This window comes from Staphylococcus gallinarum, from assembly GCF_029774255.1.
Lineage (GTDB): Bacteria > Bacillota > Bacilli > Staphylococcales > Staphylococcaceae > Staphylococcus > Staphylococcus gallinarum.
The window spans coordinates 1,362,832-1,385,088 of record NZ_CP069082.1 but is presented as its reverse complement, the minus strand read 5'-3'; the positions used below and the strand labels follow the sequence as shown (position 1 = coordinate 1,385,088).

The 22,257-nt window shown below is 32.9% G+C and carries 22 protein-coding genes; 1 reads left to right on the top strand and 21 read right to left on the bottom strand.

Annotated features, from left to right (window positions below; genetic code table 11):
- Window positions 1-127: 127 nt before the first annotated feature.
- The 3 genes from dnaG to ccpN are packed head-to-tail and all read right to left on the bottom strand — an operon-like array spanning window position 128 to window position 3,416.
- Window positions 128-1,912: a DNA primase gene (gene dnaG / locus JN168_RS06495; protein ID WP_232138628.1), complete on the bottom strand. Its 1,785-nt coding sequence runs from the start codon at window positions 1,910-1,912 to the stop codon at window positions 128-130.
- Window positions 1,913-1,955: 43 nt separating this feature from the next.
- Window positions 1,956-2,780: a pyruvate, water dikinase regulatory protein gene (locus JN168_RS06490; protein WP_042738569.1), complete on the bottom strand. Its 825-nt coding sequence runs from the start codon at window positions 2,778-2,780 to the stop codon at window positions 1,956-1,958.
- Between the two features lie 12 nt (window positions 2,781-2,792).
- A complete protein-coding gene (gene ccpN / locus JN168_RS06485) occupies window positions 2,793-3,416 on the bottom strand; it encodes a transcriptional regulator CcpN (protein ID WP_082039184.1) in 624 nt (207 codons plus the stop codon).
- Between the two features lie 349 nt (window positions 3,417-3,765).
- Between ccpN and JN168_RS06480 the strand changes: the two genes are divergently transcribed.
- Window positions 3,766-5,157 (top strand): glycine--tRNA ligase, encoded by a 1,392-nt coding sequence (locus JN168_RS06480; RefSeq protein WP_042738568.1) that lies wholly within the window; start codon window positions 3,766-3,768, stop codon window positions 5,155-5,157.
- A gap of 128 nt (window positions 5,158-5,285) precedes the next feature.
- Here the strand turns inward: JN168_RS06480 and recO are convergent, their stop codons facing one another.
- The 18 genes from recO to hemW all read right to left on the bottom strand — a co-directional run bounded on the left by recO (window position 5,286) and on the right by hemW (window position 22,199).
- A complete protein-coding gene (gene recO / locus JN168_RS06475) occupies window positions 5,286-6,044 on the bottom strand; it encodes a DNA repair protein RecO (protein ID WP_042738567.1) in 759 nt (252 codons plus the stop codon).
- Between the two features lie 22 nt (window positions 6,045-6,066).
- The gene (gene era, locus JN168_RS06470; RefSeq protein WP_042738566.1) at window positions 6,067-6,966 is read right to left on the bottom strand and encodes a GTPase Era; all 900 of its coding nucleotides are present in this window, start codon (window positions 6,964-6,966) and stop codon (window positions 6,067-6,069) included.
- A complete protein-coding gene (gene cdd, locus JN168_RS06465; protein ID WP_042738565.1) occupies window positions 6,966-7,370 on the bottom strand; it encodes a cytidine deaminase in 405 nt (134 codons plus the stop codon). Before cdd ends, era begins: the two co-directional genes overlap by 1 nt.
- Window positions 7,371-7,461: 91 nt before the next feature.
- Window positions 7,462-7,797 (bottom strand): diacylglycerol kinase family protein, encoded by a 336-nt coding sequence (locus JN168_RS06460; RefSeq protein WP_042738564.1) that lies wholly within the window; start codon window positions 7,795-7,797, stop codon window positions 7,462-7,464.
- 4 nt (window positions 7,798-7,801) lie between these two features.
- Window positions 7,802-8,263, bottom strand: a complete 462-nt coding sequence (gene ybeY, locus JN168_RS06455; RefSeq protein ID WP_042738563.1) for an rRNA maturation RNase YbeY — start codon at window positions 8,261-8,263, stop codon at window positions 7,802-7,804.
- Entirely contained in the window at window positions 8,264-9,211 is a 948-nt protein-coding gene (locus JN168_RS06450; RefSeq protein WP_042738562.1) for a PhoH family protein, read from the bottom strand.
- 632 nt (window positions 9,212-9,843) lie between these two features.
- Window positions 9,844-10,500 carry a hypothetical protein gene (locus JN168_RS06445; protein WP_042738561.1) on the bottom strand — a complete coding sequence of 219 codons (657 nt, stop codon included), beginning with the start codon at window positions 10,498-10,500 and terminating at the stop codon, window positions 9,844-9,846.
- Window positions 10,501-10,515: 15 nt separating this feature from the next.
- Window positions 10,516-11,499 carry a flotillin-like protein FloA gene (gene floA / locus JN168_RS06440; RefSeq protein ID WP_042738560.1) on the bottom strand — a complete coding sequence of 328 codons (984 nt, stop codon included), beginning with the start codon at window positions 11,497-11,499 and terminating at the stop codon, window positions 10,516-10,518.
- A gap of 12 nt (window positions 11,500-11,511) precedes the next feature.
- On the bottom strand, window positions 11,512-12,222 hold the full coding sequence (locus JN168_RS06435) for an NfeD family protein (RefSeq protein WP_042738559.1): 711 nt from the start codon (window positions 12,220-12,222) through the stop codon (window positions 11,512-11,514).
- A 305-nt stretch (window positions 12,223-12,527) separates the two neighbouring features.
- The gene (gene rpsU, locus JN168_RS06430; protein WP_042738558.1) at window positions 12,528-12,704 is read right to left on the bottom strand and encodes a 30S ribosomal protein S21; all 177 of its coding nucleotides are present in this window, start codon (window positions 12,702-12,704) and stop codon (window positions 12,528-12,530) included.
- A gap of 423 nt (window positions 12,705-13,127) precedes the next feature.
- Window positions 13,128-14,474, bottom strand: a complete 1,347-nt coding sequence (mtaB, locus tag JN168_RS06425; RefSeq protein WP_279526247.1) for a tRNA (N(6)-L-threonylcarbamoyladenosine(37)-C(2))-methylthiotransferase MtaB — start codon at window positions 14,472-14,474, stop codon at window positions 13,128-13,130.
- 5 nt (window positions 14,475-14,479) lie between these two features.
- Window positions 14,480-15,232, bottom strand: coding sequence for a 16S rRNA (uracil(1498)-N(3))-methyltransferase (locus tag JN168_RS06420; RefSeq protein WP_042738556.1), 753 nt, complete (start codon window positions 15,230-15,232; stop codon window positions 14,480-14,482).
- A gap of 2 nt (window positions 15,233-15,234) precedes the next feature.
- Window positions 15,235-16,173: a 50S ribosomal protein L11 methyltransferase gene (gene prmA, locus JN168_RS06415; RefSeq protein WP_042738555.1), complete on the bottom strand. Its 939-nt coding sequence runs from the start codon at window positions 16,171-16,173 to the stop codon at window positions 15,235-15,237.
- Window positions 16,174-16,176: 3 nt separating this feature from the next.
- Window positions 16,177-17,310, bottom strand: coding sequence for a molecular chaperone DnaJ (gene dnaJ / locus JN168_RS06410; RefSeq protein ID WP_042738554.1), 1,134 nt, complete (start codon window positions 17,308-17,310; stop codon window positions 16,177-16,179).
- 150 nt (window positions 17,311-17,460) lie between these two features.
- A complete protein-coding gene (gene dnaK, locus JN168_RS06405) occupies window positions 17,461-19,299 on the bottom strand; it encodes a molecular chaperone DnaK (RefSeq protein ID WP_042738553.1) in 1,839 nt (612 codons plus the stop codon).
- A 49-nt stretch (window positions 19,300-19,348) separates the two neighbouring features.
- Window positions 19,349-19,975 (bottom strand): nucleotide exchange factor GrpE, encoded by a 627-nt coding sequence (gene grpE / locus JN168_RS06400; RefSeq protein ID WP_232155031.1) that lies wholly within the window; start codon window positions 19,973-19,975, stop codon window positions 19,349-19,351.
- A 29-nt stretch (window positions 19,976-20,004) separates the two neighbouring features.
- The gene (gene hrcA / locus JN168_RS06395) at window positions 20,005-20,985 is read right to left on the bottom strand and encodes a heat-inducible transcriptional repressor HrcA (protein WP_232155032.1); all 981 of its coding nucleotides are present in this window, start codon (window positions 20,983-20,985) and stop codon (window positions 20,005-20,007) included.
- A gap of 89 nt (window positions 20,986-21,074) precedes the next feature.
- On the bottom strand, window positions 21,075-22,199 hold the full coding sequence (hemW, locus tag JN168_RS06390) for a radical SAM family heme chaperone HemW (protein ID WP_107512989.1): 1,125 nt from the start codon (window positions 22,197-22,199) through the stop codon (window positions 21,075-21,077).
- Window positions 22,200-22,257 lie beyond the last annotated feature (58 nt).

Here is a 22,257-nt window from a genome sequence, read left to right as displayed (position 1 = left end):
TCCCGAATATAATATCAACTAGATATTAAAATATTATAAAGACAAAAATTAATGAAACTAATTTAGAATAATACTTCAATATACATGTTGTCAATAGCATTAATATACAAATATATTCATTTTTGATTTAACTCATTCTATTTTTATTGAAATTTACAATCTTTTCTAAATAGTATTTTTGTAATTCCATATCACCTAATTTAGAAGCCTCCCGGAGCTTATGATTAAGTGATTCAATTGTTTCTTCATTTCTATTAGATATTATAGTGTTTAAATAATCATCAATTTCATGCTCATACGGTTCTTCATTGATCATATAGTTATCTAATGATATCAATGCTTCTTTAATTTCATTGGAATCGACGTATTGTAACACATCACTAATATTGAACGTATCATTTTCTGAGTAAAACTCACGTAAAACATTAAATATACGCTTAAAAAATTGATTTGTAAAGTCTTCAGTTTGAAGTGATTGATGATAATTAAGAAAAACATCTTTATCGTTCATAAAATGTCTTAATAGTGCCCGTTCCGCCTTTTCCTGTTTAGTTAAATTATTAAATTGAGGTAATGACGGTACTTGGTGAAATTGGGGCTGACTATTGTCTTGTTGATGTCCTACTTCATTAATTAGACTATCCATGCTAACTTTAAACAATTCTGACACTTCTTGCAATATCTTTTTACGTTGAATTGCTGATTTAACATAAGAAATATCCATTGTCACTTCTTTTAAATATCGTTCGTATGCAAGGTCATTATTGTTGATTTCTGCTTGATGCAAATTAACTTTGTACAGAACAAATGCTTTCTTCTCATGCTCTACATAATAATTAAAAGCTTCAGCCCCATGTTTACCAATGTATTCATCAGGATCCATATCTTTAGGTAATTGAACTACAAAGACATTCAATCCTTGTTGTAAGAGCATTTGACCTGTTTTTAATGTTGCTTCACTACCAGCAAAGTCACCATCAAACATTAAAGTTACATTCGACGTTAGTTTTTTGATAAATGTGATATGCTCTTGAGAAATCTGAGTACCCATACTTGCCACAACGTGTTTCAATCCAGCTTGATCAGATTTAATAACATCCATAAATCCTTCTAATAATATAATCTCATCAATCTTTCTGATCGCTCTTCGTGCCTTATCCACGTTATATAGCAATTTACGCTTTTGGAAAATAGGTGTTTCTGGACTGTTTAAATATTTAGGTTCTTGATTTGTATATGTTCTACCTGAATAACCAACAGTACGCCCTTGAGCATTTGTTAGCGGGAACATAATTCTATCTCTAAATCTATCATAATAACTGAAGTTCTCTTCATTTCTTGATAATAAACCAGCCTCATATGCAAGTTGTATATCGTAACCTTTCTTCTGTAAAAAGTCATGACAAAAATGAGAATTGTTCGGTGCATAACCTATTTTTCTACTATCTATTAAATCCTCTGTAAACCCGCGTTCCTTTAAATAATTAAGCGCCGCTTCACCTTCGACTGTTTTCTTCAATGCATAATGATAATATTCTTGCATTAATTCGTGCATTTCAATCATCTTCAAATCATCTGACGCAACTTGATGACCTTCTGCAGCCTCATAGGTTGAACTACCTGTGTCTACCTTTATATTTACCCTTTCGCCTAATTCTTTAACAGCTTCGGTAAAAGAAAGACCTTTAATCTCTTGTGTGAATTGAAAGACATTACCACCTTTTTTACAACCAAAACAATGGCATATTTGTTTATCTTCGGAAACGGTAAAGGAAGGTGTTTTTTCATCATGAAAAGGACACAAACCAATGTAATTGCGTCCTCTCTTTTCTAATTTCACATATTCACTTACTAAATCTAGTATGTCAGTTTTATCTTTAATTTCATTTATTGTTGCTTGATCAATTCGCAAATATATCACCTATTAAACATTAATTATAATAGTATAAATGTTTTTAATTATTTTTGAAACTATTTTGCTCAATAATGCTGATTATATTATTTGCTGTTTCTTCTATTGCTTTATCTGAAACATCAAGTACTGGACAGCCTATCCTCTCAACTAATTCATGAAAATAATTCAATTCTTCTGCTATACGTTGTTCTGTTGCGTATCTTGCACTATCTCCTAATCCGAGTTGCTTTAATCGCTCTTTACGTATTTTATTGAGCTTTTCTTCACTTATCTTTAAAGCAATACATTTAGCTGGATCTATTTGAAATAGGTCATCTGGTGGCGTAACTTCAGGGACTATTGGTATATTCATTACTTTATAACTCTTATGTGCTAAATATTGTGATAAAGGCGTCTTTGAAGTACGCGAAATTCCTAACAATACTATATCTGCTTTTGGTAAGCCTTTTGGATCCTTGCCATCGTCATATTTAACTGCGAATTCAATCGCATCAATTTTCTTAAAGTATGCTTCATCTAATCTGTGTACTAAACCAGGTTCAAAATAAGGTTGTTCATCGATTTTATCCAATAAGATATTCATCAAAGGTCCCATAATATCAACTGATTTAATTGCATATTCTTTTAATTTAGCTTCCATATACTTTCTAATTTCTGGTTTAACTAACGTATATACTACTATTGCTTCTGTATCTCGAGCAACTTGAATAACTTCATCAACATTTTCCAATGCTTCTATATATGGATACCTATGTATTTCACTGTCGCATTGATTTGGATTAAATTGCGAAATACATGCTCTAGCAACGAGTTCAGCTGTTTCACCTACTGAATCAGATGCAACAATTATCTTTATATTTTCCATGATTACTACCACCTATTCATTAAATAATGATACAAATATTTTATTTATAGTTGTTTTTGAAATTCTACCTTTTACTTCATATTTACCGTTATCTTTTTTCATTACGATTGGTAAAGAATCAATTTCCTTCTCAATCATTAAGTTAGCTGCATGGATGACACGTTCATCTTCTAATACAAAATGAAGGTTCGGCATACGTGTCATGATAATATCTACAGGCATAGTATGAATATCTTCACCTATCATAGATGCTCTAAGTAGATCCTTTCTTGAACATACACCTATGAAATCTCCATTTTTATTAATAACAAATAATGTACTCACATCTTCTAGAAAAAGAGTACAAATGGCATCATATATAGACATCTCATTTTTCACTACTACTGGATGAGATGCATAATCTTTTACAATATATTGCTTTAATTCGTCAGCAATTAATTTATTTTTTGGTTTACCAGAATAATAATAACCTACTCTTGGTCTAGCTTCCAAGATTCCTGACATTGTTAATATAGCTAAGTCAGGTCTTAAAGTTGCCCTTGTTAAATTTAATCTCTCTGCGATATGCTCCCCTGTAATTGGACCGTTACTTTTCACTATTTCAACAATTTGTTGTTGTCTCTTACTCAGTTCTATAGGTCTTCACCCCTTTATTCATTCTCCTTAATTATACATACTATTATTAATTGCTACAAATACATCTATTTACTTGCTTATAAACATGCAATACATTAAAATTATATTTAAAGCGAGTTAAGGATAGTGAGAGCTTAACAATGATTAATGGCTACAATTAAATTATAGTTAAAAGCGAGTGTACACACTAATTTGGGTGGAACCGCGGGTTAACAATTATCTAGTATAAGAACACATTTATTTTAATGTGATTAAAAGTGATTAACTCGTCCCAAGATAAGGATTTAAGCTGTAGGCTTATTTCTTTGTCTTGGGGCGTTTTTATGTAAAAAAGGAGTGTATTTTGTAAATGGCAAAAGATATGGAAACAATTGTACAACTAGCGAAGCATAGAGGTTTCGTTTTTCCAGGTAGTGACATTTATGGTGGATTATCAAACACATGGGATTACGGTCCACTAGGTGTCGAATTAAAAAATAATGTGAAAAAAGCATGGTGGCAAAAGTTTATTACTCAATCACCATATAATGTTGGTATTGATGCTGCTATTCTTATGAATCCAAAAACATGGGAAGCTTCAGGTCACTTGGGTAACTTTAATGACCCAATGATTGATAACAAAGACAGTAAAATCCGTTACCGTGCAGATAAAATCATCGAAGATTATATGGCTAATGAAAAAGGTGACGAAAACTTTGTTGCTGATGGTTTAAGCTTCGATGAAATGAAACGTATAATTGATGAAGAAGGTATTGTTTGTCCAGTCAGTGGTACTGCAAACTGGACTGATATCCGTCAATTCAATTTAATGTTCAAGACTTTCCAAGGTGTTACTGAAGATTCAACTAATGAAATATTTTTACGTCCTGAAACAGCACAAGGTATCTTTGTTAACTATAAGAATGTGCAACGTACGATGCGTAAAAAATTACCATTCGGTATCGGACAAATTGGTAAATCATTTAGAAATGAAATCACTCCAGGTAACTTCATCTTCAGAACTCGTGAATTCGAACAAATGGAATTAGAATTCTTCTGTAAACCAGGTGAAGAAATTGAATGGCAAAATTATTGGAAGACATTCGCAAGCCAATGGTTAAAAGATTTAAAATTAAGTGAAGCAAATACACGTTTACGTGACCATGATGAAGATGAGTTATCACACTATTCAAATGCAACAACAGATATCGAATATCGCTTCCCATTTGGTTGGGGTGAACTATGGGGTATCGCTAGCCGTACAGATTTCGACTTGAAAAAACATAGCGAACATTCTGGTGAAGATTTCCAATATCACGATCAAGAAACTGGCGAAAAATATATTCCATACTGTATCGAGCCTTCATTAGGTGCTGACCGTGTTACACTTGCTTTCTTATGTGATGCATATGAAGAAGAAGGTGTAGAAGGAAGTAAAGATGCAAGAACAGTATTACGTTTCCACCCTGCTTTAGCACCTTATAAAGCTGCAGTTTTACCATTAAGTAAAAAATTATCAGGCGAAGCAATTAAAGTATTCGAGAATTTAAGTGCTACTTTCTCAATTGACTTTGATGAATCTCAATCTATCGGTAAACGTTACCGTAGACAAGATGAAATCGGTACACCATATTGTATAACATTTGATTTCGATTCTTTAGAAGATCAACAAGTTACAGTACGTGACCGTGATACAATGGAACAAGTACGTATGCCAATTTCTGAATTAGAAGCTTTCTTAGCTGAAAAAACAAAATTTTAGTTAATTTAATATAATAAATAACCGGCTGGTTGCTGAACTTATCAGTAACTAACCGGTTTTTATATTACTATTTATTTTAAAAAGTTTAATCATATTCTGTAGCTACAAATGTAATTAATACCCGTATATTATGATAGATGATCTAATCTATGTAATTGGTTGATTAATTTTTGACTTTTAAAATACATGCCTGCATATTCTTTATACAGTAGTATGACAAGTGTCGACATTTCATCAACTACCTCAGCATGAATACTTAACGAACTCATTTGTTTAAATGGTAATTTCTGTAAAATATCCAATAAATACAATGTTTTATTAGATACCTGTAAAGCATGAGGATCACGATCAATAACAGTATTTGATATCGCGCCATCAAATTTGAAACTATATGCAACTAATTTAGATTGGTCTGGGTCATTCGTTACTACACATCGATCAAAAATCGCATTAAATCCAAACTTTCTCATGTATTTTAATAAAACAATAACTGACATTAATTGCGCAGATACACCTGCTTTAATCTTTTCTAAAACAAAGTGCAACAAATCATAACTATATTGTGAAACTTCTTCATATTCAAAGGAACGATCGATGACTTCGGTACATAAACTAGCAAAGCTACTTTCATAAATATCTAACCTCAAATGATAGTTTTGTTCTATAACGTCAACCGTACTTAATGTACCCATACCTTTCCATTTAGAATAAATAAACAAGCCGTACACAAATAATTGTGTATTAGCTTGTAGTCCACTTCTACTCTTTTTTGCTTTTCTAACCATCAATGGAACCTTGGCACCGTGCTCATTTAAAATGGTTATAATTTTATCGGATTCGCCATAATCCACTGCCTTTATTATTATGCCTTTTTGTTTGAGTAACATCGCAGCTCACCGACTCTCAAATTTAATCTTGATCTTCTAGATAGCCCATTTGTCGTATAAAGTTCACCTTATTGCGCCAATCTTTTTGGACCTTAACCCATAATTCTAAATAAACTTTAGATCCGAGTAATCTTTCAATATCTTGTCGCGCACGTTTACCTACTTCTTTTAATTTCTTACCGCCTTTACCAATTACAATACCTTTTTGAGAATCACGTTCCACATAAATAGTCGCTTCGATTCTAACTCGATCCTCATCTTCTTTTATCATTCGATCAACATTCACCCCGATTGCATGAGGAATTTCTTCACTAGTTAAATGTAAAATCTTCTCACGAATTAATTCTCCGACTACGAATTGTTCAGGATGATCCGAAATTTGATCATCTGGATAATATTTTGGTCCAGCTGGCAAATAAGACTTCAATACGTCTAAGAAGTGCTCAACATTTAGACCTTCTAAAGCTGAAATCGGGACAATTTCAGTAAAATCCATATATTGTTTATATTGTTCAATTCTTGGCATTAATTGATCTGGATGTACTAAATCAATCTTATTTAACACTAAAAACACTGGCGTTTTGATAGATTTTAGCATATCCATGATATACTCATCACCGCGACCAATATCCTCATTAACGTTAACCATAAACATAATTGCATCAATTTCAGATAGTGTGTTTTTGGCTACACTCATCATATAATCTCCTAATTTATGCTTTGGTTTATGAATCCCTGGCGTATCTAAGAAGATGATTTGCGCGTCATCTTGAGTCATAACACCTTGAATTTTATTTCTTGTCGTTTGTGCTTTGTCAGACATAATTGCAATTTTGTGTCCGATTACACGGTTTACAAAGGTAGATTTGCCTACATTTGGTCTCCCAATTATTGATATAAAACCTGATTTATGTTCTGCCATTAATTTAAATCCTTTCCAGAAAACCCTAAGGGTAATAATTGTTCCACAGTTGATTCTATCACTTTACCAGTTTGATTCGTCATATACACTGGCATGTCATCATCACATAGTTCCTTCAACACTTGTCGACAAGCACCACATGGCGAGGATGGTTCATCTGCATCTACTGTAATTGTTATCGACTCAAAATCACCAGGTCGATATCCTTGTGAAATTGCTGATACTAAACTTGATCTTTCTGCACAAATTGTCATAGGATACGCTGCATTTTCTACATTGGCTCCGTAAAAAGACTGTCCGTCTTTGGTTTTTAAAAATGCGCCTACCTTAAACTTACTATATGGTACATAAGCTCTCGATTGTGCTTCTCTAACTTCTGTAAAATAATGTGGTTGATATGCCATTTTATGTTCTCCCCTATTCAACTACAATTGTTTTGATAGATAAAACGTATGCTCTCTAAGTATAAACAATTTTTATAGAATTGCACTACTTTCAGAACAAATAAGGTAGAAAAACAACTAAACCTATTACTAATGCTACAATGGATGCTAACATCACACTAAATGCAGCGACATCCTTTGCATGTTTAGCTAACGGATCATATTCAGTAGTTACTAAATCTACAACATATTCAACTGCTGTATTGATTGCTTCAAAAGCAAGTACCAGTCCAATTGCAATAACAATCATCAGCCAATCTAGTGTAGATATCTGAAAGAACCATCCACAAATAATTGTGACAATACCTACTAACACATGCATTAAGAACTTGGAATCTTTTTTGAATAGTATCATCATACCTTGAAAAGCGTATTTAAACCTTTTCATACAATTAATCTCTTGTTAATCCATAGGCATTAAGTATTTGATCTTGTCTTCCGAACATCTCTTGCTCATCTGTTTCATTCATATGATCATATCCTAATAAATGTAAGAATCCATGTAATGCTAAAAAGCCTAGTTCTCTTTCGAATGAGTGACCATAGCTTTCCGCTTGTTCATTTGCAACATCAGTACAGATAATAATATCTCCTAATACACGTGGCATATCAAGACCCGTTATTTCTGGTTCATCTTCTTCTAAAGCAAATGAAATTACATCTGTAACTTTATCTTTATCTCGATATGTTTTATTAATTTCTTGTATTTCATCTTTATCTACAAATGTAACTGATAATTCAGCTTCACCTTCAATTTGTTCCTGCTCTTTTGCAAATGTAAGCAATTTATCAATTTGCTCATACCATTCATCTTTAACTAAGTCTGTATGATCATTAAAATCAATCGTAAACATTTATTCATCTCCTTCGTATTTATCAATAATTTTACTGACAAGTGGGTGACGTACAACATCACTTTGATCTAAATGATGAATACTTAAACCTTTAACATCTTTTAACTTATTAATCGCTTCTTTCAAGCCACTTTTAACACCTTTTGGTAAGTCGATTTGTGTATGATCTCCCGTAACTACCATCTTCGAACCGAATCCTAATCGTGTTAAAAACATTTTCATCTGTGCGTGTGTCGTGTTTTGCGCTTCATCTAAAATAACGAAAGCATCATCCAATGTACGACCTCGCATATATGCTAATGGTGCAATTTCAATTATTCCTCTATCAATAAATCTTGCAGTTTGTTCTCTACCAAGTACTGTATTCAAGCCATCGTATAATGGTCTTAAGTATGGATCGACTTTCTCCTTTAAATCTCCTGGTAAGAAACCTAGAGATTCACCTGCTTCAACTGCAGGTCTAGTTAAAACAATACGTTTCACATTACCTTTTCTTAACTGTTTAGCAGCATAAACTACTGCTAAAAATGTTTTACCTGTTCCGGCTGGTCCTACACCGAATACTAAATCATTATGATGCATTGCATTAACATATAGACGTTGCCCCATCGTTTTGGCTCTAATTGTCTTGCCGAATGCATCTTTAGTAATTTCATCATCATATAAATCAAGTAAGTATTGAATCGTACCCTTTTTAGCCATTTTAATTGCTGCTTCGACATCTTTCAAAGAAATTGAAACACCTTGTTGTATGACTTTCAATAAATTAATTAGTACTGATTCAGCTTGTTCTACATGCTCAATTTGTGTACCTCTCACAGCAATTTCTTGTCCTCGAGCATGTACAATGACATCAAATCCTTCCTCAATTGCTTTAAGGTGTTCATCATTATTACCAATGAGTGCTTGTGCTTCATTGATGTCATCAATTTGAATAATTCCAGGCATATAGTTGCTCCTTTTCAAACATTGTCGTTTACACTTATTTTATCTTATTAGATTTTAAGATACAAAAATAATTTTTCAAAAAATCATCTTAACTATTGTAATATAGCTATCTATTCAACCTAATTATTACATTTCAATTATATCATGAATTATCTTTATATCATTTCAAAGCGATTTAAATTGCTTACCTTTGTATGAAACTTTACGTTATATCAACAAATTTAATTTAATATTACAGTATCAACGGTATCATAAAATATAAAACAACTTATTTTGCTTTAATAAATAGCATTAATAAAATGCGTTGTATCACTTAACAATAATTAAATTAACGACTTGTAAACATAGATTAATAACACTTGTTGTTAAGTACCAGCTATCCATTTCAAATGTACTTTAGGTTGATTTTTACTAATCTATTTAAACGTATTAATGTAGACCAAAATTTTCACTACAAGCATTATTTATTAATAAAATAATTCGCTTAAATCTCGCCTGATTATCGTTAGTTTATTTATTGATTTTTTATACTAATTCACCTTGAATTTAAAGATAAAGAAGCCCTCAAATGAAGTCTAAAACTACATTTAAGGGCTATATAATTTAAGTTTGATTTCCTAGCTTATACTTGCTTATAATTGTTTAGGTTTTTCTAATATTTCTGACCATATAATTCCATTTACCACTTCATCGTTATCAAATCGAAATTGACCATTTACATTAGAACTTTGCATTTTATGAGAGTAAATCAACTGTTTCAAGCGATAACGTTTTGTTCGCTCAGATAAATTTTTATCAGCAATAATAGCGCGTGCTTTACGTTCTGTTCGCTGCAATTTCTTTTCATTCTCACGATCTAATTCAGATTTAACATCTTGTAAATCACCCATTAGTGTTTGTTCTAATTCTTTTCTTAACTGTTCATCTTTTTGATTTTGTGTACGTTTCTCTTTCTCGGCTTCCGTTTCACTTTGTTCATTAGATGATACTGTAGTTGGTCTTGTTGGTTGTGGTGTTTCCATTTTTTCCGAACTTGGTTCCGATGGTTTTGAAGGTTGAGGTCTAGGCCCTGTTGTCGTCGGCTCTTCATTCAATTGTTTTTCAATTTCTTTAAAGGCCTTTCCAACTTCTTCAAGGAAACCACGCTTTTGCGGTTGGCCATTTTTGGTTTGTGGTTGGCCATGGGTTGGTCTTTGTTGCTTTTGTCTTTCCTTATGACTATTGTCATTAATAGCACTAATAATCGTAACAATAACGGAAATAACAAAAATGATAATACCTATACTCATTTAACCACCCCTAAATTATTTATCCGGTGATTCGTCATCTTCTTGATTTGTTCGTTTATTAATTGAATTTCTCATGCCAGTATCTGCTTCAATATTTTTTAGATTATAGTAATCTCTGACACCTAAATTACCTTCACGTAAGGCTTCTGCCATTGCTAGTGGTACCTCAGCTTCAGCTTCAACAACTTTAGAACGCATTTCTTGTACTTTAGCTTTCATTTCTTGCTCTTGTGCAACCGCCATGGCACGACGTTCTTCTGCTTTAGCTTGAGCAATATTTTTATCTGCTAATGCTTGTTCTGTTTGTAAATCTGCACCAATGTTCTTACTGATATCTACATCTGCAATATCGATAGATAAGATTTCAAATGCTGTACCAGAATCCAAACCTTTACTTAATACAGTTTTAGAAATGTTATCAGGATTTTCAAGCACTTGTGTATGGTGTTCACTTGAACCAATAGTCGACACTATACCTTCACCAACACGGGCAATAATTGTTTCTTCACCAGCACCACCGACAAGTCGTGCAATGTTAGCGCGAACTGTAATACGTGCTTTGGCCTTAACTTCGATACCATTCATAGCAACACCGGCAATAAATGGAGTTTCAATTACCTTTGGATTTACTGACATTTGTACTGCTTCAAGCACATCTCTACCAGCTAAATCGATTGCCGCACCACGTTCAAATGGTAAATTGATATCTGCTCTTTGTGCTGCTATGTTTGCATCTACTACTCTATCAACATTACCACCAGCTAAATAGTGTGATTCAAGTTGATTCGTAGTTAATTGTAATCCAGCTTTATGCGCCTTAATTAATGGTGCAATAACCTTTCTTGGTGATACCCTTCGTAATCTCATACCGACAAGTGTGCCGATTCCTACTTTAACTCCTGCGGCTATAGCTGAAATCCATAGTCCAACCGGAACAAATGAGAATAATAACAGTAAAGCAATTATAACTATGACTGCAATAATTAATAATCCGATCATGGTTTCTCTCCTTTATGATTCAATTTCTCTTACAACAACACGCGTACCTTCAACTTCCAATATCTTGACCTGCTTATTTCGTAAAATAAATGATCCGTCAGAAACTGCATCAATACGTTCATTATTGTATGTAATAATACCTGCTGGTCTTAAATCAGTTGACGTAGTCGCAGTTTGGCCAACTAAATAAGAGCGATCTTCGTGTGAAGTGTACCCAGCCTCTGCATTTGTAGAATCTTTCAATACAACTTTTTCTAAAAATGGAATATTTCGTTTGAATATTTTCACAAGTACCACCCATTCAATGATTGATAATATAAGTGCAACAACAACATTTGCAATCATAAAAATTAAATTATCACCTAATGTGACAATACTTAAGACAATAAGCGTTATACCAATAATACCTATAATTGCACCTACAACGAACAACTCAATGATTACAAATAGTACGCCAATTCCAAACAATATAACGGAATAGAAATTCACATCTCCTTTTATGAAAAAACCTAAAAAGAAGATAAGTAAAGCTAAAGTAGCTAATATACCTATTAAGTTAATCCGTTTAGAATACAGTTGATATAGAAAACCCATAAAAATGATACACGTCAAAATAAGTGCAATCACTGGATTAACTATCCAATCTGCCAAATGATTCATCCAATTACCATTTCCAGCAAAAGCTGTTAAAAAGTTAGTATGTAAACTACTCGAAGACAACACTCTATCACCTCGCTCTCCTCTTAATTATACATGAAATTATTATGTGATTATAGGGATAGTATCATAATATTTAGTTTTATTTTATTTTCTCTAATATTTAAGTGATATTAGAATTATAAAATTGCCTATTTATTTTGAAAATTGATTACATTGCTAGTATTTCTATCATTTTTTACAAATTAAAACAATCGTTTTATATTGCATGGCATATTTATTTCTACAAATTAAAAAGCCTTAGCTGAATTATCAGCTAAGGCTTTGTTTATAATTAATGTTGGTGTTGAGGGAGTCAACGAAACAATTAATTATTTGAATTTACGTTTACGTGCAGCTTCTGATTTCTTTTTACGTTTTACGCTTGGTTTTTCGTAAAATTCACGTTTACGTACTTCTTGAATCGTACCGCTTTTAGAAACTGAGCGTTTGAAACGACGTAAAGCATCTTCAAGTGATTCGTTATTTTTGACTACTGTTTTAGACATGTGTATTTCCCTCCCTCCAAATATCAACGAAACTTTATTATCATTTACATGGTATTAAACCATGTATAAGTTAGTATAATATATCTGATTAATGTGGTCAATTAGGAAATTTTCTCCTTTATAGACTTTAAATCTAAATATACAATAAAACCGCGTCAAATCAAGCTTTTAACAACTTTTCACAATCTGTGATTTCATATTAAAAATAAACTATTATTAGCAAAAATATAATGATAAAGGCTTTTATAACAGCGTTCTATCAAATAAAGCTTATTTATTTTTAATGAATAGTTAACACTCTCATTCAATCTTGCATAAATTTATTTAACATTTTAAAAATGGCACGAACGTTTCATACAATGATACGCCGGCCATTTATTAATTATATTCTATATTTTGTTTAGTTTAAGCTGTTCAAAGACCTTAGACTAATACTGTTTGATCAGATTTATTTGTAGCATGCTCAACGACACGTAATAATTCACCTGTATTTATTGGATAATCAGGTTTTGTTACTTTTACTTTAACCAATTGACCAATTAATGTTTCATCACCAGCAAATTGAATTTTCATGTAATTATCAGCATAACCTACCAATGTGTTTGGTTCATCTCCTACCTCTTCAGGTATTACTTCCAAGACATCTTGATCGAATTTAGAAGCATAAGTTTTAGCAAGTTGATCACTTAAGTTGATAAGACGATGTACACGTTCATTTTTTACTTCTTCATCAATTTGATCATCCATTCTTGCTGCAGGTGTTCCAATTCTTGGTGAATATGGAAATACATGTAACTCAGAAAAATGATGATCTACTATGAAATCATAAGTTTCTTGGAATTCTTCTTCTGTTTCACCAGGGAAACCAACAATGACATCACTAGTGACTGCTAAACCGGGTAACACTTCATGCAAGCGTGTTAAACGCTCTGAAAAATGTGCCATTGTATACTTTCTTCTCATACGTTTAAGCACAGTATCAGATCCAGATTGCAGAGGGATGTGTAAGTGTCTAACCACTTTATTTGAATTAGCAATAACTTCAATGACTTCATCAGTCAATTGACTTGCCTCTATTGAAGAAATTCTAATTCTTTCTAAACCATCGACTGTTTCTAAATCGCGTAATAGTTGTGCTAAATTATAATTCTTTAAGTCTTGTCCATATCCACCAGTATGAATACCTGTTAATACAATTTCTTTATATCCAGATTCAACAAGTTGTGTTGCTTGAGCAACAACTTTTTCAGGTTCTCTAGAACGCATTAATCCTCTTGCCCATGGAATAATACAAAACGTACAGAAATTATTACAGCCTTCCTGTATTTTAAGTGAAGCACGCGTACGATCAGTAAAGTATGGTACTTCTAACTCTTCGTAAGTTCTATTTTTCATAATATTACCAACACCATTAATTGGTTGGCGCTCTTGTTTAAATTCATCTATATAGCCGATTAATTTCGTTCTATCCTGTGTCCCCACCACAATATCAACACCAGGAATATCCATGATTTCTGCAGGTGATGTTTGTGCATAACAACCTGTTACACAAACCACTGCTTCCGGATTTTGTCTAATTGCACGTCTGATTACCTGCCTACTCTTCTTATCTCCTGTATTGGTAACCGTACAAGTATTGATAACGAATACATCCGCATTCGTTTCGAAATCAACTCTATCATAATTTGCTTCTTTAAATAATTGCCAAATCGCTTCAGTTTCATAATGATTCACTTTACAACCAAGTGTGTGAAATGCAACTGTTGCCATAAATATCACCCCAACAAATCTTTTTGATAGCTTACAGCACTTAATACATATAATGGTGCTGTTTCAGCTCTTAAAATTCTAGGACCAAGCCCAATCTGTGAAGCATTTGTATCAAACAATTGTACTTCTTCTGTAGAAAGGCCGCCCTCTGGTCCAAAAATGACTAATACACGATCACCAGACTCGAAATTTTGCACTAGCTTTTTAAAATTGCTAACTTCCCCATCTTTTGCTGCATCTTCATAGGCAATCAGTACATAATCATATTCATTAATAATATCATATATTAGTTTTAAATTCGACTTATACTGTATTTCTGGTATAACTAGACGATAGCTTTGCTCTGCTGCTTCTTTAATGATCTTTTGCCAACGTTCAAGTTTCTTATCCACTTTATTATCAGTCAATTTGACAACTGACCGTTGCATACCCACAGCTATAAAGTCATTGGCACCTAATTCAGTTGCTTTCTGTAACATCCATTCATATTTATCAGCTTTGATAAGCCCACTACAGATAGTTATTTTTTGAGGTAGCTCAGTATCAATATTTAATTTTTCCACTCTCTCAACTTCAATAGAATCTATGTTAATTGCAATAATCTTACAAGTATATGCACTTTGATTATTAAATGTCACAATTATATGATTGCCTTCTTGATGACGCATTACATTTGCAATATGATGAATATCACCTTTATCTTCAATAAAAAAACGCTGATTTTCATCAGCGTTTTGGTTAATAAAGTATCTCTGCATTATTACTCGCTCACTTTCTGACCAACGATACATACCCAACTGTTATCATGATCAATAGAAATAATTTTAAAACCTACACGCTCCATTTGTTCAAGGATAGCTTCATGTTTTTCTTCAATTATACCAGAAGTAATGAAATAACCATCTTCATTTAATGTATTATAAGCATCTTCAATCATTTCTTCAATAATATGAGCTAAAATATTTGCGATTACAATATCAAATTTTTCTGTTTCATCATGCAATAAATTTCCAGGCATTGCTTCGATATAATTTTCACAGTTGTTCTTTGCAAAATTTTCTTTAGCAACTTTTACTGCTAAATCATCGACATCGAGTGCCTTAATACGCTTAGCACCTATTAAATGTGCTGCAATACTGAGAATACCAGAACCAGTACCGACATCAATTACTGAATTCGCAGGAGATACATATTGTTCGATTGCTTTCAAACACATACTTGTCGTTGGGTGGTCTCCCGTACCGAACGCCATACCTGGATCAAGCTCGATACATAATTCGTTAGTGTCTTCCTTATCATATTGCTCCCAGCTTGGAACAATCGTGAACTTTTCAGACGCACGAAATGGGTGGAAGTAGTTTTTCCATTCATTTTCCCAGTCTTGTTCTTGTAGTGATTGTTCCTCAAATTTGAAGAGTTCTTTATCTAAAGATTCTATCGCTGTAATTTTTTCAATTAATTGTTCTCTAAATGCTTCAGTGAATTTAATATCATTAAAATAAGCTTTTAATCTAACACCCTTTTCAGGATAATCGTCAGCTTTCAAATTATAGATTTCACCAAATTTATCTTCAAAATCATGATTTAAATCTTTAGAATCTTCAATCACTACCCCGTTAGATCCAGCATTTTCTAAAATATTTGTTATTATAGGCGACACTTCATGATTTGCAGTAATTGATATTTCGGTCCAATTCATATATTATTCTCCTTTAAAGAATCTCTTAGCTTTATCTCTAAAATTAGAAGGTTGTTCTTCAATTTCTTCTCCACTAATTTCTGCAAATTCTCTTAACAATTCTTTTTGTCTTTCACTAATTTTTGTAGGTGTCACCACATTGATATTTACGAATAGATCCCCGTGACCATATCCGTGCACATTTTTAACACCTTTATCTTTTAATCTAAATTGTTTTGCAGTTTGCGTACCAGCAGGGATTGTCAGCATAACATGACCATTTAACGTAGGTACTTTTACTTCATCACCTAATGCTGCTTGCGCAAAGCTAACATTTAGAGAGTGATAGATATCATCACCGTCACGTTCAAATATTTCTGATGGTTTCACTCTGAACACAACGTATAAATCACCGTGTGGTCCACCATTTTCTCCCGGTGCACCTTCGCCTGCTAATCTAATTTGTTGCTCATTGTCTACACCTTCAGGAATTTTCACGCTTATTTTCACGTTTTTATTTTCAGTTCCTTTACCATTACATGTTGGACAAGGCTCTTCAAATTCTTGACCTGAACCACTACATACTGGACAAACCTTTTCAGTTCTCACTCTACCAAGGATTGTGTTTTGTTCAACTGATACATGACCAGCACCATTACAGTAAGAACATGTTTTTTTATTTGTACCTGGTTTCGCACCTTCACCGTCACATGTGTGACATGTTACATCTTTGCGGATTGAGATTTCCTTTTCAGCACCAAAGACAGCTTCATCAAATGTAACAGTCATTGTATATTGAAGGTCATCACCTTTACGAGGTGCATTTGGATCACGTTGACGTCCGCCTCCGAAGAATGAACTAAAGATATCTTCGAATCCGCCGCCACCAAAGCCACTGAAGTCTTGACCGCCAAATCCTTGGCCACCAAAGCCACCTTGTGGACCATCATGACCAAATTGATCATAATTTGCACGTTTATTTTCATCACTTAAGACTTCATAAGCTTCAGAAATTTCTTTGAATTTCTCATCTGAACCTTCTTCTTTATTAATATCAGGATGATATTTTTTAGATAGTTTACGATAAGCCTTTTTTATTTCATCTTTTGAAGCACTTTTACTAACACCTAAGACTTCATAATAATCTCTTTTGGCCACTATGCTCTCTCCTTTTACTTTATAGTTAAATCACTTATAGCAAAAAAGAAAAAGTCAAAGCCAATGTTCAATTGACTTTGACTTATTTTGGCTAAGCAATTGTCTCATATTTAGTTAATATGATGCACTAGAATGTATTAAAGATTAATATTATTTTTTGTTATCTTCGTCATCTTTAACTTCTTTGAATTCTGCATCTTCAACATCACTGTCATTAGAAGCATTTGCGCTTTCACCTTGAGCTTGTTGTTGTGCTTGAGCAGCTTGTTCATAAACTTTTGCTGATAATTCTTGAACTACTTTTTCTAATTCTTCTTTTTTAGCTTTGATATCTTCAATATCTTCGCCTTCTAAAGCAGTTTTCAATGCGTCTTTTTTCTCTTCAGCATTTGTTTTATCTTCTTCGCTGATATTTTCACCTAAATCAGTGATTGTTTTTTCAACTTGGAATACTAAGCTATCTGCTTCGTTTCTTAAATCACTTTCTTCACGACGTTTTTTGTCTGCTTCTGCATTGTCTTCAGCATCTTTAACCATACGATCGATTTCATCATCAGAAAGTGAAGAACTTGATTGAATTGTAATATTTTGTTCTTTATTTGTACCTAAATCTTTTGCAGTAACATTTACGATACCGTTCTTATCGATATCAAATGTAACTTCGATTTGAGGTACGCCACGTGGAGCTGGTGGAATGTCCGTTAATTGGAATCTACCTAATGTTTTATTATCTGATGCCATCGGTCTTTCACCTTGTAGCACGTGGATATCAACGGCTGGTTGGTTATCTGCAGCTGTTGAGTAAACTTGTGATTTAGATGTTGGTATTGTTGTATTTCTTTCGATAAGTGTATTCATACGTCCACCCATAATTTCAATACCTAATGATAATGGTGTAACGTCTAATAATACAACATCTTTAACGTCACCAGTGATAACGCCACCTTGTATTGCAGCACCCATTGCTACTACTTCGTCTGGGTTAACACCTTTGTGCGGATCTTTTCCGACTTCTTTTTTAACTGCTTCTTGTACTGCTGGGATTCTTGTAGAACCACCAACTAAGATTACTTCATCAATATCTGAGCTTGATAAGCCAGCATCTTTCATTGCTTGACGTGTCGGTTCCATTGTACGCTTAATTAATGAATCAGCTAACTCTTCGAATTTAGAACGAGTTAAATTGATTTCTAAGTGTAATGGACCACTTTCACCAGCTGAAATAAATGGTAATGAAATTTGAGTTTGAGATACACCTGATAAGTCTTTTTTAGCTTTTTCAGCTGCGTCTTTCAAACGTTGTAACGCCATTTTATCTTGTGATAAATCTACGCCATTTTCTTTTTTGAATTCAGATACTAAATAATCAATGATAACTTGGTCAAAGTCATCTCCACCTAGTTTATTGTCACCAGCAGTTGAAAGTACTTCAAATACGCCATCGCCTAATTCTAGGATAGATACGTCAAAAGTACCGCCACCTAAGTCAAATACTAATACTTTTTGATCAGTTTCAGTTTTATCTAAACCATAAGCTAATGCTGCAGCTGTTGGTTCATTGATAATACGCTCAACTTCTAGACCTGCAATTTTACCAGCGTCTTTAGTCGCTTGACGTTCACCATCATTAAAGTATGCAGGAACTGTAATTACTGCTTTTTCAACTTTTTCACCTAAATAATCTTCAGCTGTACTTTTAAGGTTTTGTAATACCATAGCTGATATTTCTTGTGGTGTATATGATTTACCTTCTACGTCTACTTTATAATCAGTACCCATATGACGTTTGATAGATTGAATAGTGTTAGGGTTTGTGATTGCTTGACGCTTAGCAACTTCACCTACTTGTGTCTCACCATTTTTAAATGCTACAACTGATGGAGTTGTTCTAGCACCTTCTGGATTTTGGATTACTTTAGGTTCGTCACCCTCTAAAATAGAAACACATGAATTTGTTGTACCTAAGTCGATACCTATTACTTTACTCATAATAAATTTCCTCCTGTTTGTTTATAAAATTGGGTATTTTCATCAAATATTATTGATTTACTTTAACCATTGAAGGTCTTAACACTCTATCTTTCAATTTATAACCACTTTGTAATTCTTGAGTGATTTGCCCTGATTCAAAATCAGGATTATCATCTTGAACTACTGCTTGGTGTACATTTGGATCAAATGTTTGACCTTCTGTTTCAATTTTTTCTAAACCATTATTATTTAAAGCATTTAATAAACTTTCATGAACCATTTCTACACCTTTTTTCAGTGCTTTGAATTGTTCATCTTCACCATCTATTTGTAATGCTCGTTCGATATTATCCAACGTAGGTAAAATATCGTTTAGCACATCTTGAGATTTATAAGTTCTCATTGTTTGATTTTCTTTTTGAATTCTACGTTTATAATTTTCGAATTCTGCATATAATCTTAAATATTTTTCTTCATTTTCTTGCACATCTTTTTTCAATTGTTGAATTTCTTCATCTTTAGGATCTACATCTGTATTCGTATCTTCTGTATTGTCATCCTGCAGATTTTCTTGTGCCTGTTCTGTTGACTCATCAGTTTGATTAACTGATTCATTTTCCACTGACTGTTCATCATTAGTCGTTTGGTCTTTTTCCTCAGTTTGATCAAAGACTGATTCATTTTTTTCTGTCATTGTCTGCCCTCCAATACATATTTAAAAAATCACCAAATTGTGTTAAGCAATCTGATAACATTTTGGTAATTCATCGCTGTCGGTCCAATTACTGCTATCTTCCCTTTCAATCTATCATCAATGTGATATTCACTTGTGACAATAGATATATCACTCAAAGATGATTCAATTTCATGACCGATTCTAACATTTATTGAAGCATTGGTCATATCATCAAGTAATTGAGCGATTTTATTTGATTCGATATATTGTAAGATAGGTTGAATTGACGAAACATTTGTTTCATTTAATGCATCAATTAGTTTAACCTTTCCACCCATAAAAATGCCATTACTTTGATCATCAAAATGAACTTCTATTGTATTTAGCATATCCTTGATAAATTCTTTTTCTAGCGTTGTCTTAACAAAACTATTTAATTCATTTTCAAATTCAGTCTTGTTCCATTCTTGATACTTCTCACTCACAAAATTAGAAATTTTAGTTAACTCATCATTTGTTAATGGAACTTGAGATGCTAAATGTAGATGTTCAACATGGCCTGATGTAAACACAACAACCATAATAATCAAATAGTCATTGGCACGAATCAAGTGAATATTATTAATAATATCTTTTTTATGATTTGGACGCATTACCAACGTTGTATATTGTGATGCAACTGACAATTCATCTGCAAATGCGCTTAACGCTGATGAAATATCATAATGATTGCTAACTAATAATTCGTTTAAACGTTGGATTTTTGTTTGTTGTTGATGAGATGTTTGTTGCAATAATTGATTCACATAATACCTTATCCCAACCTCAGATGGTGAACGACCAGACGAACTGTGCGTCTTTTCTATTAACTGTAAGTCTTCTAGATATTTCATCTCATTTCTAATCGTAGCAGGACTTACATTTAACTTGTGTCGTTCTATCAAAGTCTTTGAACCAATTGGATGTCCTAAATCAACATAATCTTCAACAATTGCATTAAGAATGCTTAATTGTCTATCACTAATCATGCTTTCACCTCATTAGCACTCTTTTGTTTCAAGTGCTAATTATAATTTATCAAATTGGTCAAAGTAAGTCAATGTTAAAGCATTATTTTTTATACATTTAATAAAAAAGACTCAAAAACGGTATTGCCAATGACCTTACCTCGCTCTGTCATGGCTATATATCCATCCTTTTCAAATAGTAAATCTTTTGAAATTAAATCTTTAATCGTTTGACCATAGACTTGTTCTATAGGTTGGTCAAATTTTTCATTAAATCTTTGTTTGCTAACACCTTTATTCATTCTTAAACCTAAAAACATTTCCTCTTCCATCTGTTCAGTTTGAGTTGGAAAAGTAGAATCTAATAAAGGACGCTCATTATTTTCTATTTTTTTTATATAATGATTCACAGGATTCACATTGTTATAGCGTTCGCCATTGACATAACCACTTGCCCCTGCACCAAATCCATAGTATCCCTCGTTTTTCCAATAAACTTTATTGTGTTCAGATTCATGATTACGTTTCCCAAAGTTAGAAATCTCATATTGATGCATATCTGATTTCGACATTCTTTCTAATAGATACTCATACATTTCTTCGCCTATATCTTCATTAGGAACCTGTAATTGACCTTTTCGATACATGTTATAAAACTGGGTTTTCGGCTCTAAAATCAATCCATAACTAGAAATATGATCAATATCCATAGCAAGTGCACGTTCTAAGCTATCTTTAAAATCTTCTAAAGTTTGCTTTGGTAGATGATACATTAAATCTAAACTTATTGATTCAATACCAACTGACCTTGCATTTTCTACAGATTGATAGATATCCTCTGTCTTATGAGTACGACCTAAAATGTCTAGCAGTTCTGGCTTGAACGTTTGAACCCCCATCGACAACCTATTAACGCCGTAATCTTTTAGCAATTGCACCTTTTCTAATGTTAGTTCATCCGGATTTGCTTCAAAGCTAAATTCCCCTTTTATTGTAAAAATAGAAGTTATTGCTTTTAACAATCTATCTAATTGTTGCATATTTAGTGCCGTTGGCGTTCCACCACCAACAAAAACAGTTTCTAATTCCCGCACTTCACTGTTTTCCATTTCTTTGATTAAACAATCAATATACGTATCAACGGGTTGATTTTGAATATAATACTTATTGAAATCACAATATGTACATATTCTCACACAAAAAGGAATGTGAATATATGCACTTTTAACGTCCATAACGCGCTCACCTTCTTTCATTTATCAAGCTTATGTGAAGAACACAAAAAACTGGGGC

What these genes read in the sequence shown, in the direction of transcription:
- JN168_RS06490 (WP_042738569.1), bottom strand. Translation starts at nt 2,780, where the DNA reads ATGGAAAATATAAAGATAATTGTTGCATCTGATTCAGTAGGTGAAACA.
- JN168_RS06480 (WP_042738568.1), top strand. Translation starts at nt 3,766, where the DNA reads ATGGCAAAAGATATGGAAACAATTGTACAACTAGCGAAGCATAGAGGT.
- recO (WP_042738567.1), bottom strand. Translation starts at nt 6,044, where the DNA reads ATGTTACTCAAACAAAAAGGCATAATAATAAAGGCAGTGGATTATGGC.
- era (WP_042738566.1), bottom strand. Translation starts at nt 6,966, where the DNA reads ATGGCAGAACATAAATCAGGTTTTATATCAATAATTGGGAGACCAAAT.
- cdd (WP_042738565.1), bottom strand. Translation starts at nt 7,370, where the DNA reads ATGGCATATCAACCACATTATTTTACAGAAGTTAGAGAAGCACAATCG.
- JN168_RS06460 (WP_042738564.1), bottom strand. Translation starts at nt 7,797, where the DNA reads ATGAAAAGGTTTAAATACGCTTTTCAAGGTATGATGATACTATTCAAA.
- ybeY (WP_042738563.1), bottom strand. Translation starts at nt 8,263, where the DNA reads ATGTTTACGATTGATTTTAATGATCATACAGACTTAGTTAAAGATGAA.
- JN168_RS06450 (WP_042738562.1), bottom strand. Translation starts at nt 9,211, where the DNA reads ATGCCTGGAATTATTCAAATTGATGACATCAATGAAGCACAAGCACTC.
- JN168_RS06445 (WP_042738561.1), bottom strand. Translation starts at nt 10,500, where the DNA reads ATGAGTATAGGTATTATCATTTTTGTTATTTCCGTTATTGTTACGATT.
- floA (WP_042738560.1), bottom strand. Translation starts at nt 11,499, where the DNA reads ATGATCGGATTATTAATTATTGCAGTCATAGTTATAATTGCTTTACTG.
- rpsU (WP_042738558.1), bottom strand. Translation starts at nt 12,704, where the DNA reads ATGTCTAAAACAGTAGTCAAAAATAACGAATCACTTGAAGATGCTTTA.
- mtaB (WP_279526247.1), bottom strand. Translation starts at nt 14,474, where the DNA reads ATGGCAACAGTTGCATTTCACACACTTGGTTGTAAAGTGAATCATTAT.
- JN168_RS06420 (WP_042738556.1), bottom strand. Translation starts at nt 15,232, where the DNA reads ATGCAGAGATACTTTATTAACCAAAACGCTGATGAAAATCAGCGTTTT.
- prmA (WP_042738555.1), bottom strand. Translation starts at nt 16,173, where the DNA reads ATGAATTGGACCGAAATATCAATTACTGCAAATCATGAAGTGTCGCCT.
- dnaK (WP_042738553.1), bottom strand. Translation starts at nt 19,299, where the DNA reads ATGAGTAAAGTAATAGGTATCGACTTAGGTACAACAAATTCATGTGTT.
- grpE (WP_232155031.1), bottom strand. Translation starts at nt 19,975, where the DNA reads ATGACAGAAAAAAATGAATCAGTCTTTGATCAAACTGAGGAAAAAGAC.
- hrcA (WP_232155032.1), bottom strand. Translation starts at nt 20,985, where the DNA reads ATGATTAGTGATAGACAATTAAGCATTCTTAATGCAATTGTTGAAGAT.
- hemW (WP_107512989.1), bottom strand. Translation starts at nt 22,199, where the DNA reads ATGGACGTTAAAAGTGCATATATTCACATTCCTTTTTGTGTGAGAATA.